General features: G+C 34.8%; 8 protein-coding genes. 1 reads left to right on the top strand and 7 read right to left on the bottom strand.

Annotated features, from left to right (window positions below; translation table 11 throughout):
* Position 1: 1 nt before the first annotated feature.
* From QLQ96_RS20295 to QLQ96_RS20265, 7 genes are all read right to left on the bottom strand, one after another.
* Positions 2–2,815 (bottom strand): M16 family metallopeptidase, encoded by a 2,814-nt coding sequence (locus tag QLQ96_RS20295; protein ID WP_482492896.1) that lies wholly within the window; start codon positions 2,813–2,815, stop codon positions 2–4.
* Between the two features lie 11 nt (positions 2,816–2,826).
* The gene (locus QLQ96_RS20290; RefSeq protein WP_482492895.1) at positions 2,827–5,088 is read right to left on the bottom strand and encodes a Gldg family protein; all 2,262 of its coding nucleotides are present in this window, start codon (positions 5,086–5,088) and stop codon (positions 2,827–2,829) included.
* Positions 5,089–5,099: 11 nt separating this feature from the next.
* The gene (locus QLQ96_RS20285) at positions 5,100–6,086 is read right to left on the bottom strand and encodes an ABC transporter ATP-binding protein (RefSeq protein ID WP_482492894.1); all 987 of its coding nucleotides are present in this window, start codon (positions 6,084–6,086) and stop codon (positions 5,100–5,102) included.
* Positions 6,087–6,108: 22 nt separating this feature from the next.
* Complete coding sequence (locus tag QLQ96_RS20280) at positions 6,109–7,485, bottom strand: RagB/SusD family nutrient uptake outer membrane protein (protein WP_482492892.1); 1,377 nt, start codon at positions 7,483–7,485, stop codon at positions 6,109–6,111.
* A 12-nt stretch (positions 7,486–7,497) separates the two neighbouring features.
* A complete protein-coding gene (locus QLQ96_RS20275; RefSeq protein ID WP_482492890.1) occupies positions 7,498–10,812 on the bottom strand; it encodes a SusC/RagA family TonB-linked outer membrane protein in 3,315 nt (1,104 codons plus the stop codon).
* A 254-nt stretch (positions 10,813–11,066) separates the two neighbouring features.
* Positions 11,067–12,110 (bottom strand): FecR family protein, encoded by a 1,044-nt coding sequence (locus QLQ96_RS20270; RefSeq protein WP_482492889.1) that lies wholly within the window; start codon positions 12,108–12,110, stop codon positions 11,067–11,069.
* 208 nt (positions 12,111–12,318) lie between these two features.
* Entirely contained in the window at positions 12,319–12,906 is a 588-nt protein-coding gene (locus tag QLQ96_RS20265) for an RNA polymerase sigma factor (protein ID WP_482492888.1), read from the bottom strand.
* Positions 12,907–13,249: 343 nt separating this feature from the next.
* On the opposite strand from QLQ96_RS20265, the gene QLQ96_RS20260 reads away from it, so the two are divergent.
* Positions 13,250–14,710, top strand: a complete 1,461-nt coding sequence (locus tag QLQ96_RS20260; RefSeq protein WP_482492886.1) for a M28 family peptidase — start codon at positions 13,250–13,252, stop codon at positions 14,708–14,710.
* Positions 14,711–14,730: the final 20 nt, after the last annotated feature.

Here is a 14,730-nt window from a genome sequence, read left to right as displayed (position 1 = left end):
TTTACTTTCCTGATTGGCTTTCAGGATTCATAATCACTTCAACGCTACTTGAACTATCCAAAACGTGCTTACTAAACTGCTGAATAGTTTTTTGGTTAATTTTAGAAATTAAACTTTTATATTCTTCATCCAAAGAAAACGGAATCTGATTTAAACTGTAATTGTATAAAGTTGTCGCCCAGAAAGAGTTCGTTTTGAGTGATTCTTCTCTGTTTTTTAACAGCGCTTTTTTGATGTCTTCCAAATCATTTGCGTTGACTGGATTTGATTTTAAATCGTTTATTTCTTTCCAGACAATCTGCATTAATTTTTCTTGTTTATCAGGATTGCAGTCAAAAGTCAAAGCAAGGCTGAAAGTAGGTTTTGGAATAATGTCCAGATTTCCGCCAACATTTACACCATAACTGCCGCCTTCTTCCTCTCTAATAGTTTGAAGAAAACGTTTAGATAATAATTCGCCGATGATGTACATGGTCATGGCGTTTTCTTTGGTGTATTCTGTTTTTCCAGTTAGATTCACATAAATAGTACTTTTTGCAACTTCCATAGGGCGGTTGAAACTCACTACTGTTTTTCCTTTTTTTGGATTCAGATTATGATCTACAAAAGTCTCTTTAACAGCAGGATTTGATTTTAAGTTTCCAATGTATTTTTGAATCATTTCTAAAGCATTGTTTGGAATATTCCCAACAAAAACAAAAGTAAAATCGGAAGCATTTTTGATTCTATCTCTATAGACAGCTTCTGCTTTTTGTAAATCTATATTCTCCAGAAATTTGTCATTAAAAATAAATGTTCTAGGATTATTATTTGAATTGGCTAAATCAACAGCATCTTTAAACGCATTTTCATTATCTTTTTTGATTGTTTCTAAACGGTTTTTATACTGCTCTTTTAATATGTTGAAAATATTAGGGTCAAAACGCGGAGCTTCTACAGAAAGATAAAGCAATTGAAGCATAGTTTCAAAATCCGCTTTATTAGAACTTCCTTGAAATCCTTGCGTGTTTTGACTAATAAACGGAGCAGACTGCGCTATTTTGCCTGCAAGTTTTTCTTTTAAACTAATATTGTCAAAATTGCCCAAACCAGATGATCTCGCAAGTACCGTCGCGATTTCAGCAGATGCCAAATCTTCCGTTTTAATTAAGGATTTACCCCCTTTAGAAAAAGCAGTTAAAACAATCTGGTCTTGAGAATAAGTCGTTGGCAATAAAATTACATTGGCGCCATTTTCTAGAGTATAACCTTTTGCATCAGTAATTCCTGGGACTTCAAATGTTTTTTGGATCGCAGCAGGTTTTAATTCTTTAGCAATTAAAGGTTCATTGTTTTCTTTTTTAGTATAAGGCTCCAAAGTCTTGTTTTCGACTTTTTTCATTACATCTGCGAAAGCATCTTTAATTGGAAAATTTGCTTTGTCTTCGTCAGAACCAGTAACCAAAAGCATTTGGTTGGTTGGTTTTTGAATGGTTTTTATGTAAGCATTTAATTCTTCTAAAGTGATGCTTTTTATAATGCCAACGATTAGCTTATAATCGTCATCAGCAGAAAGAAAAGGTTTTGCCTTTAAGAAATAATTCATCAATTTTTCGGCCCAGCTGTCGTTTTCGACTTTATCTTTATTACTAATAAAATCATCATAAGAACTAATAAATAGCTTTGTTATTCTGTCAAGTTCTGCTGGTGCAGCGCCAAAACGTTTTAAACGTTCCGCTTCTGTGTAACCTTCTTCAAAAGCTTCTAGATTTTTCCCTTTTTTTGGACCAACTGAAATATTAAAAGAGGTGCTTAATCTTGAAATAGGTTCAAAATAAGCATTAAATCCTAAACTGCTGCTTTGATTTTTTAGAATTAATTCTTTAAAACGATTGTTTAGAATATTGGTATAAAAAGAATTCATCACGTTTCTGCGAGTCGCAATACTGTCTTTTACCAAAGGTTCGTCCAACACATATTGTAATGTAATTGTGGTTGAAGAAGCTTCTTTATCTGATGCAGTCCCAAAATACAATTCGTTATGCTTCGGAATTGCTTCGTAGTTTCTTGGCGTTGCTTTTTTGGCTAATGGAATTCCAGAAAAAATAGTTTTTACTTTTTCTTCCATTGCTTTTACGTCAACATCTCCCACAATGATTACAGCCTGTAAATCGGGTCTGTACCATTTTTTATAATAGTTTCTTAATTCAGCATATTTGAAATTATTGATGATATTTAAATCACCAATAACATCTCTTTTGCTGTATTTTGAACCTTTGTATAAAACCTGATCTGTCTGCATTTTTAAACGGAAACCGCTTGTGCGGCGTGTTCTCCATTCTTCTCTGATAACACCTCTTTCTGCATCAATTTCTTCATTAGTTAAAGAAAGAGAACCAGACCAATCATGTAAAACCCAAAGCGTAGAATCGATTAGTTTTTCGTTTGTCACAGGAACAGTACTGATGTTGTACACTGTTTCGTCCTGAGCCGTATACGCATTAATATCTTTACCAAAGCTTACACCGTTTTTTTCTAACATTTTAATGATGCCTTTTCCTTTAAAATGTTCAGTTCCGTTAAAAGCCATGTGTTCCAGAAAATGCGCCAATCCGTTTTGATTGTCGTCTTCTAGAATAGCGCCAACATTTTGAACAAAATAAAAACTGGCTCTGTCTTTGGGTTCTTCATTATGAAGAATGTAATATGTTAATCCATTTTTTAATTTTCCAGTTGTAACATTTTTATCCAGTGGAATAGTGGTTTTGAACTGCGAAAATGCGCCTTGAAAAGAGAAGGCCATTACCGCAAAGATGATATTTTTTTTAGTATTCATTCTGATGTTTTTTATCTTCTGTTTCTTCTAATCAATAGGAAAGCGCCACTTAATATTATCAATAAAGGAAATAATCCGATGAACGCTATTTTGCTAATAAATAACTGATTAGAACTGATCGTAATCTTATTATCGGTTTTAATCGGGCGTGTCGTATCAATAGGGAATTCATAATTGCTGAACCAGCTGAAAATATCGGTTACGAACTGAAATGTTCCAGACCCAGCTCGGCTTAACTCGGCATTACCCATAAAATCGGCATCACCAGCAACTATTATCTTTTGTGGTTTTCCATTGATCGTTCTGGTTAAGGCTACCACTAACGGAATTGATTTTTGTGAAGGCATAGCTTTTAATTCTTGAGGAAAAGAAGCAATACCCGTTTTAGATTCCCAAACCGGCTGCTTATTTGTTTTTAAAAGCGGCGTTACTTTAAATCCAGTATCTTTTACTGCTGTAATACCGCTGCTGCCTAAAAACGGAATTGGATTTTTGATTTTATAAAGTTTTATTACAGAAGAGTCAACCTCTTTTTGAAGTTCTGTTACCAGAAAATCAGGCGAGTTAGTCTCGCTATCCTGTATCAGAGCTTGTTTTGTAAAACTGATCCCTAGTTTTTCAGTTATGGCAGCCAAAGCAGAATTCGTTTCAGGCTCAGCTAAAAGCATTATATTTTTTCCCTGATCGATATACGTATTGATTCGGTCAACAGCACCCTGACTCAGTTGTGTTTTCGGATCTGCCAAAACTAAAATATCAGTATCAGCAGGAATATTCTGCGCGTTGATATCTACAGAAGCAACATCAAATCCTTGATTGATCAATGAATATCTGAATGTAATTTCGTTGGCAAATGTTTTATAATTTTTGTCGCCGTTTTTTTCGATGCTGCGCTCCATGTTCCCAGATGCAAAAACCACTTTTGGTGCTTTTAAAACCAATCTTTTTAAAGCGGCAGAGATTTCTTTTTCACTCGGAGCTTTGAAAAAATCCTCATAAAACCTTAAGAATGTTTTTTTTCCGTTGTATTCTACAGTTCTTACTACTCGATTTTGTTCTGGCGCTAAATCAATAATTTTTTTAATTTCTGCAGGCGTATGCAATTTTTTTAATTTCATATCCTGAGATTCCACCATTTTTTCTGCCAGCTGTTTATCATTCAATCCAGGATTTTGTGCATAAAGCTCTGCATTTTCAGAGGTATCATAAAAATATACGTATTCCATCTCTATCTGCGGTAAATAACGGGTGTATTTAGCAAAACTTTCAATGTCCTGGTTTTGAAAATAAGGCATTGCCATGTAGTAATTGGCATCCAGAATATTATCATAAGCAGTTATCTTAATAGGCCCGCTCATCTGCTTCACTATCTCTAAACTATTGTGGGTAAGAGTTCTGTCCTTCGTTCGGGTCATGTCATAATAGAATGTAAGTGAGGCTCTTGAGGTGACAAAACCAAGCGAAAAAACAACAACAATTAATAAGGCATATTTTACCCCCCTTTTTGAAATACTCTGAGCGTCTCTTCCTGTTTGCAGTTTATAGATGCTAAGAACAATGAATAAAGCACTTACTAAAATAAAGTAAAGTACATCTTTACTAATAATTAAACCTTCAAGCATTTCATTTGCACGTCCTGCGATAGACAAGAAATAGGTAAAGTCTTTGATAACTTCGATATCTTGCCAAAGTTTACCAATAAAGTTTAATCCCGCCAAAACTACAAGAGTACTGATAGCCGCTACAACCTGATACGACGTAAGGCAGGACATAAAAAGTCCGATCGCGGCATAGGTGCAAACCAATAAATACAAACCTATCAAACCTGAAATGGCGAATTTAAAATCCAGGTTTTCAATTGAAAATCCTGCAATAATAACCTGAATCCCCAATATTGCTACAAACAGCATACAATAAGCGGCAATTGCCAAGTACTTTCCTAAGACAATTTCTTTAATTTTTATTGGAGACGAAAATAAGAGTTTAATGGAGCCGCTATTTATTTCGCGGCTCACTAAACCCATTGTCAAAAGTGGAACATATAAGTATAAATAGTTTTGCATTTCTGTATAAAGACCGCTAAATCCTGAAAATACGATCTGTGACAAATTGTCTAATGACTGTCCTATTTTTTGTGCTTTTTCAAAACGTTCAATAGAATCGAAGAATTTCCAGCTGGACTGAATTGAAAATATGACTAAAACAACCCATGCCACCGGTGAGTAAAACATGGTATTAAGCTCAGTTTTAGCTATTCTGTATATTGTTTTCATTTATTTGCTTTTTAAGAAAGAGTAGAATTTTTAGAAGGCGCTTTTTTGGACAACTGTGCGAAAATTTCATCGAGTGATACTTTTTCGAATTGAATTTCACGCAGTTTCCAGTTATTGTGAACACTCATCGCGATAATTTTTTCAGCTATCTCCTGTGATCCATTAAAAGTAATTTGTACTTTTTTTGGTGAAAGAAAAACAGCATCTTTAATTTCAGAAATTTCTGTAAACACAGTAACCGCAGGCGGGTTTTCAAAACTTGCGGTTAATTTATCGGCTTCAATATAATTATTGAAAGCATCTAAAGTATCTGCAAAAACCATATGGCCGTTTTCAATCATTCTGATATCCTGACATGTAGCCTGAACCTCAGAAAGAATGTGTGAAGAAAAAATCACGGCTTTATCTTGGGCAATCTTCTTAATTAAATTTCTAACTTCTAAAATCTGGTTGGGATCCAGTCCGTTTGTCGGTTCATCAAGTACTACCAATTTCGGCTCGTGAATAATAGCCTGAGCGATTCCAACACGTTGTCTGTAACCTCCTGATAAGTTTTTTATCAATCGATGGCTGAAGTGCGAAATGCCGCATTTCTCTTTTGCTTTTTCTACCGCATTTCTTAAGTTTTCTCTTGGCACCAATCTTAATTGCGCACAATGAATCAAATATTCATCGACAGTTAAATCAAGATGAAGCGGCGGTGTCTGCGGTAAAAAGCCAATTAGTTTTTTGGCTTCAACTGGGTTTTCTTTTAAGTTAATTCCATCAATAAAAATATTGCCATGCGTTTGATTTAAAACCCCGCAAAGAATATTCATTGTGGTCGATTTTCCTGCTCCATTTGATCCTAAAAGACCTAAAATCCTGTTTTCTTTAATTTCAAAACTAATATTTTGTATTGCCCAATCCTTACTATATTGATGCGACAAGTCCTCAACTCTTACAATTGTTGTTTCCATAGTGTTCTTTAAAATCGCAGGAATGTTTTTTAATTCCATTCCTGCGGTAATTTTTTAGTATTTAGTATCCTGAATTTTGTTTTAAGAAAGGATTCGAACGAAGCGCCGTGTCCGGAATTGGATATAAAACATCGGTAGAAGTCCAGATTTTATCCGTTAAAACAGAAAGAGTTTCGTTTATTTTATTGGTTCTTTTAAGATCTAACCAACGGTGTCCGTTTTCGGCAAAAAATTCACGCTGTCTTTCAAGAGCAATTAAATCCAGAAGCTGAGCAGGATTTGTTAAAGTAGTATTTTCAAGTAAAGCTCTGTTTCTAATTACATTAATATCCTCCTGTGCTCCAGTAATATCATTAGACTGCACTCTGGCTTCAGCACGTATTAAAAACAATTCAGCCAGTCTAAGAACTGTTGAGCGTTCAATAGGAGAAGAACCAAATCTGTTCTTGTATTTAGTGGGAGCAACACCCGAGAGGTTGCCCTGTGTACCAGTAATATTTCTTGTCCAGTTTGTTTTTCGGGCATCATCTGCATCAAATAAAGTGCTTCCGTTTCTCAATAGGTATGTAGCCGTGTTTGCATTTACAAAAACAGAAGATCCTTCGTAAGAATATTGCACATTGAAATATGGTATTTGTAAAATTGACTCGCTGTTATCTGCAATAAAAGGACTATTTGTAGCTGATAAATCAGTAATCATATTGTAAGTGCCAGATTCATTAATTACGGCAGTGGCGTGGTTAGCGGCTTCGGCCCATCTTCCTAAATAGAGATTTACTCTCGCCAACAAAGTTTCAGAAGCCCATTTTGTAGCTCTTATTCTTTCATTTCGATAGTTACTATAATTTACTGGCAGATCTTGTGAGGCTTCTGTCAGATCTTTAATAATCTGAGCATAAACAACCTCTTGAGTCGATTGCGGCAGTAATGCTGATACATCTACATTGGTTGTTAATACTAAAGGTACGCTGCCCCAAATATTAGTTAAGTAAAAATAAGAGTAGGCTCTAAGGAATTTAGCTTCAGCTATCCATTGTCTGCTTTTTACTGGAGAGAGCGAGGTACTTTTATTAATTCCTTCTACAACATTGTTTGCATTGTAGATAGTTTTGTATAATTCTGTCCACATACTGCTCATTGCTCCATCAGTATCAATAAGTTCATTAGTAATAGAAGTATTGTTTAAACCGCTTGCCAGTATAAGCTCATCTGATGTTTGTCCAAGAGTAGTATGTATTTGATTGTAATAAAAACCAGAGACCATACTTTGGTAGATTCCATTTACGGCAGCTTCTGTTGTAACATCCGAAGAATAAACAGTTTCTGATGATAATTGGTTACTCGGAAGCTCAACTTCTAGATCGCTGTCACAGCTTGTTAATCCCAGTAAAATTGAAAACGAAAATACAGCGATATATTTATTAGAAATATTTTTCATGATTTTTTAGATTTAAAATGTAAACTGAGTTCCAATAGTTATGGTGCGCAATGGAGGCAGGGCTAAACCTTGTGTTTCAGGATCAAGTCCTTTGTAGCTTGTAATGGTTAATAAGTTTTGCCCTTGAAGCGACACACGTACGGCTTGTAAATATTTTTTCGTAGCCTCACTTAACGGAATCTGGTATGAAGCACTAACATTTTTTAGTTTTATATAAGATGCATCTGTAAGAACAGCATTTGAGCCGATGTAATCATAATAGCTGTCTAGAAAACCAGAACTCAGCGTATTACCCTGCGCTAAATAAGCATTATATTCATCTACCTGAAAATTAGCAGTTCCGTAAGGATAGCCTGGCTGTGTTCCTGTCACTGCCATTAAAGTAGTCGCGTCTTGTTTTACAAATTGAAATAAAAAGTCGAGTGTAAAATCTTTATAAGTTATGGTATTTGATATTCCTCCGTAATATTTAGGGTAAGTAGGCCCGTAATATTTTCTGTCTCCTATGCCAGTTTCTGCAAAACCGTTTGAAATTCTCCCGTCTCCGTTAGCATCTTCAAATTGGGCAACGCCATCAGCATCAACACCTGTAAAAGTTTGTAAAAAACGACCTCCTAAAGGTTTTCCAACAACATACTGTGAGTAATAGCTTGTAAACTCTATTCCAGGAAATGAAATCAGTTTATTTGAATTGGTCGAAATGTTAAAAGAAGTCGACCAGCTAAAGTTTTTAGTACGAATGTTGGTTGTTCCTAAGGTGAATTCCCATCCTTCGTTTTCAACTTCTGCAGGTAAATTTGCCGTATAAGTTGTAAATCCTGCCTGCGGACTAAGCGTATAGCCCACTAACTGATTGCTCGAAGTGTTTCTATAATAAGCAGCACTGAAAGAAATGCGGTCGTTATTGAAACTTAAATCCAAAGCAGCCTCAAATTTTCTTGTTAATCCCCATTTGATATTCGGATTTGCAATTCTTGACGCCGTCATGGAAGGAAGTCCATTTCCATACGTACGGGTATCAAAAGTGTCCGCATATTGGTAATCTCCAATTTCGTCGCTTCCTATTTCTCCATAGCTTGAACGAAGTTTTCCAAAACTTAATATTGGGATATTTTTCATGAAATTTTCTTGAGTGAAAACCCATGCCGCTCCAATTGAACCAAAGTTTCCGAAACGATTATTGGCACCAAATCGAGAAGAACCATCTCTTCTAAAGTTAAGATTTATGATGTATTTGTTCTCAATATTATAGTTAAGTCTGCTAAAAATAGAAATGTATTTATATTCTACCGAACCATTGTTTGCCGTAACATTTTCTGCAGTGGCTAGATTTCCAAGCAAATTGTCTGAGCTGTAACCACTGGAATTAACATAAGCAGGCATTTCTGATTTTCTGTTCTGCCACGAACCTCCAAGAAGCGCTGTAAGGTTTCCTTTCCATAATGCTGTTGTATAATTAAGCTGGGGCTCAACAGTAAAATTATTGGTAATGTTGGTTGAAGTGGTGTAAGATCTTGAAAAATTAGAATCAAATCCATTTGCTTCATCATATACATGGTTGGAAGCAGATGAAGGCATAAATTGTTTGGTTTGCATCTGCGCTCTTCCGTATCCTAAATCTGTTTTAAAAGAAAAACCTTTTGCAATTTCATATTGAAGGCTAAAACTTGTAATTAAGTTCAGTCCTTTATCATCCACTCTTTTTCCTAAAGCGGCAAGCGGATTGATATCACTGAAATAATCTGGTGACCAATAGTAACTTCCGTCTGGATTGTATAAAGGATGATTTGGCGCGGTACCGATTGCATAATTGGTAATATCAAAAAAAGGAAGTTTGTTATTATCTGTAGCAAAAATCACAGATGCTCCCACTTTTAATTTATCATTAAGTGTGGTGTGATTGATATTAAAGTTAGTTGAGAATTTATCGTAACTGAAATCTCCTGGCACTACAGTAGTTTCTTTATGATAAGCACCGCTTAAAAGAAAATTAGTTGTCTCATTACCACCTTTTAATGACACTGAATAATTATTAAAATTAGCAGTTCCTCCGATTAGTTTTTTCTGCCAGTTGGTATAAGCATTAGGATCCCAGTCTGTAAGCGCAATACCATTACTGAAGTTAGACGCCGTATCGCCATTGTTGTCCAATGCTGTCTGCAGCATATTAAGATAAGCAGGAGTATCTAATGTTTTAATCATATGGGCTACTTCAGAAACTCCTGAATTGGTAGTAATTGTAAATTCGGTTTTTCCAGATTTTCCTTTTTTTGTTGTAATAAGGACAACACCATTTGCCCCTCTTGAACCATAAATGGCTGTCGCATCTGCATCTTTCAGAATTTCAATGCTTTCGATATCATTCGGATTAATGATATTTAAAGGGCTTGTCGATTTTTGTGCACCTCTAATTACATTCTGATCCTGTACTTGCTGCTTAATGTCGTCTCCGATATAAGGAACACCATCTACAATATAAAGCGGCAGATTATTGCCAGCAATAAAGTTTCTGCCTCGAATACTGATATTCATATCGCTTCCAGCATATCCAGAAGTCTGCGTTACAAAAACTCCAGGAGTTCTACCTTGAAGCGTTTGTAAAATGTTGGTTACGGGTTGTTTCTCAATATCTTCAGATGTAATTTTAACTACGGATCCAGTTGATGTTCTTCTAGTTGTGGTTCCATAACCGATAACAACAATCTCATCAAGTTTAGCTAAGTCAGGCTGCATTTTGATTGTGATAGAAGTTTGATTTTCAACAATTACATCCTGGGTTTTGTATCCTAGATACGAAACTCTTAAAGTGTGTTTACCTGATGGCAGATTAATATAAAAACGACCGTCAAAATCAGAGATCCCCTGTTTGTTACCTCCTACAAGAAATAAAGTTACACCAGGAAGCGGCTGGCCTTTCTCATCAAGGACTTTACCTTCAAGCATATAATCAGCGTCATCCTTAATAATTACAATTACGGCCGATGCCGATGATTTTGAAATGTCTTTTTTATAAATCACCACATTCTTATCAACTTGCTTAAAGACGAGGTTACTGCCTTCAAATACATTGTTTAAAATATCACTAACGCTTCGGCGTCCACGCAGGGTAGTTACTTTTGGGAAATCTTCTATGATTTGCGGTTGGTAGGCAAAAAGTAATCCGGTTCTATTTTCTATTGTTTTGAATAGCGTCTTGATATCTTGGTTATGAAGTTCGATATCAACAGATATAGACTCTAGATTCTGGCCACTCATTTCGGTAGCAAAGACCATATGAGTACCACAGGTCAGTAAGAAAATGTGGAATAAACTGATTCGCATAATCATAATGGTTTTTTTTGACAAATGAAAAAAAGACGAATTTTTTTCACTGTCAAACATGGTTGTTTTATAGCGTAATTTCATAAATTTGCTTGTTTTTTAATAGTTACTGGATTAATTGTTAAAAATTTGAGCCATCTGGTGTAGGAGCTGGATGGCTTTTTTAATTTGGTTTTTGGTTAATTTTCTGTTTTAAAGGTTAATATTTCATTTTAAAAAGCATTCTAAGTAGGAGATTAGTCCGCTCTTGTATTTCATTTTTACTCACAGCCTTTTCCATCAATTACGATAGAACCGCCTTTATTGTATCGGTATTCTGTTTCAATAACACTGCAGATTACTTTTAGTACATGATCTAAATCTTCTTCATTTAAGAAACTAGCTGTGATGCGGCAGTTTTTAATCTTGTCATTAGCAACTAAAATCGAAACTTTGTATTTCTGAGAAATCAAAGAAACTGCTTCAGCCATGTTTACATCATCCAAAATCAAGTAATTGCTTTTCCATTCTGTCACTACAGCGGCGCTGATGTTGTTTTGTTCATAGTTTAAAGTAGTTTTATCCACTTTAATCTGTTGATTGGGAGTAATGACGCCGTAGATTTTTTCGGCATCTCCAACTTGAACTTTACCACGTGTAACGGTAACTTCGATATTATCGGAAGAATTTTGAGCATTAATATTAAAAGCCGTACCTAAAACTTTAGTTTGAACTTTCCCAGTATGTACAATAAAGGGTTTTTCTTCATTGTGCTTAATATCAAAATAAGCTTCACCGATTAAGGTTACTTCACGCGTTTTTTTGCCAAACGAATCTTGATGGTATTTTAAGCTGCTGCGATCATTTAACAAAACGGTACTTCCGTCGGGAAGACGTACTAATTGTTTACCGCTAAAATCTACTAAATTGTCTGCCACAACAACATCTTGTTTAACTGCAGGAGCCGTCAAAGATGATTTTTGTTGAAAGAAAAAAGAATTGCCAATTGCGATAAGAACAATAATACTGGCAGCAACTAAAATAGACTGCAGTATTTTTTTTCTGTTTCTTCTCATTGGATCAAGAGATAGCACTTTTATTGCAGTTTGAGGTTTAGATAAAATGTATTGAAGAATATCATCTCCTTGTTTTTGATCCATTACTTCAGCTGCATCATCTTTTTCTAACAGATTCTGAATTTTTTCTTTTAGAAAATCATCATAAGCACCCTGCTGAATTATTTTCATCATTTGCTGATGTTCTGCTTCAGATAATTTATTCTGGAGATAGCTTTCAAATAATTCTTCGAACTTTTTTTGCGACATTTTTTCGTAGATTAGATTAATACTTTTTGGTTAATGATAGATTTTGGATTTTTTTTTTTTCAGCCCTTCTAATTTTTAGGGTAAAGCCATGTTTGTAATGGCCTTTTTATATAAAGACCATTTAAAAAAGGGGAGGGAGTAGTCGAAAGTAAAAAAAATGTAAAAAAAAGTGTAATCAGGCTTTTTTGAAAGAAAAATCCTTAGCCTGCTATGATTTGATCAATAGAAGAAGAGACATGAAGATATTCATGTAGGGTGAAATTTTTAGGCGTATAAATTTTAAAGCCTGCGCCATGTGCTTTTTTACTGTCTCTGTAGAAATTCCTAAATCTTCACCAATTTTCTGATGGCTCAAACCATCTCTTTTTGCCATTTGATAAACTTTCTTCTGCTGTGGCGGCAGTTGTTCTACGATTTGATTTAAAATAGTATTGTATTGTTCATCTCTAATCGTGTTGTCTGTGTCGATTAAGCCAGCATCTTTTATATTAATTTCAGATATAATAGAAGATTCTCGAGCAATTTTCTTGATTGAGTTGAATAAATGATTTCGAGAAATAATGAAGATGTAATTTTCAAAATTAGTGATTTCGGTTAGATTTTCTCTATTCTGCCAGATCTTTAGAAATATATCTTGAACGGCTTCTTCAGCTAAAATTTTTGATTTAGTAATTTTTAAAGCTGTAGAATAAACGATGTTTTTGTACTTGTTGTACATAACTGTAAATGCAAGCTCACTTCCTTGAGATAACTCAAGAAGAAGTTTTTGTTCCGCTAGATTAGAATTTTGAGACATGCTATTTTGGTAAACAATCAATTCACAATATTATTTATTTTTTTTTAATTGATTATTATTTATTGCAAACCATTCCTGTAAAATGTTGTTTTAACAGTATATGATTAAAATAATAAATTATTGTAAAAATAAATGCTGCTCTTTTGAATAAGATTCAAAATCATGTAATCTTGGTAATTGATACATTGTAAGTTAAGTCTTGTTTTAATTAAAAATTAAGCAGAATGTAAATTAAAATTTTATTCTTTTTTAAACTATATTTATAAAAAGTATAGCTTTGTCTTTTTTTTTAAGCTCTTCTTTTTGTAGAAAATATTCAATCTATTATTCAATATTTTAAATTATGAAAAAGAAGTTATTTTTATTTTTCAGCTTAGGCTGTAATATTGTTTTTTCGCAGCATATAAAAAAACCGTTGGTCAGCGCCCTTACTTTAAAGGGGCTTAAAACGGATATGTATCAAATGGCAGGTGACCATTTTAACGGTCGTGAAGCTGGAACTTTAGATGAATTAAAAGTATCTGTATGGTTGGCAGAAAAAGCAAAAGAAGCAGGAATGTTGCCTGCGGGTGATGATGGTACTTTTTTTCAGTTTTTTGACCTTTACCGACACCAGGTTACCAATTATTCTAAATTCAAAATAGGACAAAAAGCGTTCAAATTATGGAGCGAGGTTCTAATTGCAGAAACCACAACAAATAAAGTTGATGCGCCTTTGCTTTTTTTGGGAAATATATCTCCAGAAGATCTCAAAAAGATTGATGTAAAAGGAAAGGCTGTGGTCATAACTGCTTCTATAGATGGAATAGCTGATAATATTTCGCTTTTTGAGAGACGTTATCCTGGCTTTGTTAAACAAAAATATTACGAAGATTTAGCTTATCGCGGTGCAGCCGCACTTATTATTGTCGCTGATGCATTGGGAGAAAAAAGCTGGTCTGAGGTTGAGCCACAAATGACGCGTGGAGTTTACGGAATTGAAGGCTATCGCGATAAAATGCCTGCTCCGCCTAGAATGCCTGCTTTTTGGGTTCATAATGATCAGTTAGAATTTCTAAAAAACAGTAAAGAACATTTAGTGGCGGAAGTAGTTTCTGAAACGTATAAATATCCTTCAGTGAATGTTGTCGGAAAAGTTGAAGGTACGGATGCGAAATTAAAGAATGAATATGTTCTTTTTAGCGGACATCAGGATCATGACGGTGTGAGACAAAAATACGGGCAAGATTCGATTTACAATGGGGCAGATGATAATGCGAGCACTTGCGTAGCCATGCTTGCTATTGCAAGGGCTTTTAAAAAACAACCAGGAAAAAGATCGGCTTTATTTGTATTTCATGGCTCAGAAGAACGTGGATTATTAGGATCAAGCTGGTATGCGTCAAATCCGACAGTACCTGAAAATGATATTATTGCCGTTTTGAATGGTGATATGATCGGAAGAAATGATATCAATCAGGCAGCACTTTTAGGTTCAAGCGATCCGCATCAAAATTCTCCTGATCTTGTAAATGTTGCCAAAAAAGCCAATGAGGAAGGACCTAAATTTGAACTCGATAAACTTTGGGATAGACCGGAACATCCTGAGTTTTTCTATTTTAGATCAGATCATTTGCCTTATGCCAGAAAAAATATTCCAGCCGTATTTTTTACTAGTGTATTACACAGTCAATATCATACTCCGATGGATGAGTCGGATAACATTGATTTTGCAAAACTGCATAAAATGACGGAGTGGATTTACAGAACCGGCTGGTATTTAGCCAACGACCCAAAACGACCTCAAGTCGTTAGAAAAGATTAATTCGTCGAGTTATTAATTTT

The sequence above is a fragment of the Flavobacterium sp. B167r genome, assembly GCF_056824315.1.
The sequence above is the reverse complement of the archived record's forward strand: the minus strand, read 5'-3'. Positions and strand labels throughout refer to the sequence as shown.